This window comes from Pseudokineococcus marinus, assembly GCF_013004605.1.
Classification (GTDB): Bacteria; Actinomycetota; Actinomycetes; order Actinomycetales; family Quadrisphaeraceae; genus Pseudokineococcus; species Pseudokineococcus marinus.
In genome coordinates, this window is the sequence record NZ_JABEMA010000552.1 from 1 (window position 1) to 1,147 (window position 1,147).

Annotated in this window: 1 protein-coding gene; it reads left to right on the forward strand. The window is 79.5% G+C overall.

Features of this window, described 5'->3' with window-relative positions; genetic code table 11:
- Positions 1–107 precede the first annotated feature (107 nt).
- Positions 108–908: a phosphatase PAP2 family protein gene (locus tag HLB09_RS20225; protein WP_171204534.1), complete on the forward strand. Its 801-nt coding sequence runs from the start codon at positions 108–110 to the stop codon at positions 906–908.
- The last annotated feature ends 239 nt before the right edge of the window (positions 909–1,147 follow it).

Genomic DNA, 1,147 nt, shown 5'->3' on the forward strand with positions numbered 1-1,147 from the left:
ATGTAGTCGGCGTAGGGGGAGGCCTCCTCCTCGGGGTCGTCGGTGCGCCCGCCCGCGAGCGGGTACTCCACCGGCGCGATGTCCACGACGACGAGCGCCCGCATGGGGTGTGGCGCGCCCTCGTCACGACCGGCCCCGGCCAGGTCGTCGACGAGATCGCCTTCGCCGGGTCGGCGCGCGGGCGCGACCTCCTCGACGCGCAGGCGACCACCGTCCTGTCCGTCGTCTCGGAGGGGACGCTCGCGCTGGGCCTGGTCCTGCTCGTCGTCCTCGCCGCGGTCCGCCGCCGCCTGGCCCTGGCCGTGGCCGCCGTCGTCCTCGTCGCCGGCGCCAACGTCACGACCCAGCTGCTCAAGAAGGTCGTGCTCGACCGCCCCGCCCTCGGGCTGGGCGACGTCAACTCGCTGCCGAGCGGCCACACCACGGTGGCGGCGACGCTCGCGGTCGCCCTGGTGCTCGTCCTGCCCCCGGCGGCGCGGGCGACGGCGGCCGTCCTCGGCGCGGCCTACACGGCCGCCACGGGGGTGTCCACCCTCGTCGCGGGCTGGCACCGGCCCAGCGACGTCGCGGCCGCCCTCCTCGTCGTCGCCGCCTGGACCGGCGTCGTCGTCGCCGGGCTGCGCCTGCGCGAGCGTCGCCCGGGGCGCGGGCCGACGGTCGGCGGAGGGCGGTCGGGGCGGTCGCTCCTGGCCGCTGGGGCCCTCGTCGTCCTGCTCGGGCTCGCGGCCACGGCCCTGGCGGCGCTGCTCCTCGACGCCGCGGGCACGGTCGTCGTCTGGCGGGCGGCCCAGGACGCCGGGCGGGCGGTGCAGCTCCTCGCCTACGGCGGCGGCGTCCTCGTCGCCACCGGCGGCTCGGCCGCCCTGCTCGGGAGCGCCCTCGCGCTCCTGCGCCGCACCCCCGTCTGAGGGGAGCCCGCTCGGCGGCCGGAGAACTCGCCGTCCGTGCCCGTGCCCGTGGCCGTGCCCGTGCCCGTGACCCGCCGCAGCGCCCACCTAGCCTGGCGGGCGTGAGCGACGACCCGCCCGACCCGGCCCGCCTGCGCGACGACGTCGCCGCCCTCGCCGAGGACCTCGACCGGGTCGGGGAGGCCGGCTACCGCGTCGACGCGGTGGCGGCGCTGCTCGGCCCGGTCGCGGACGCGGCC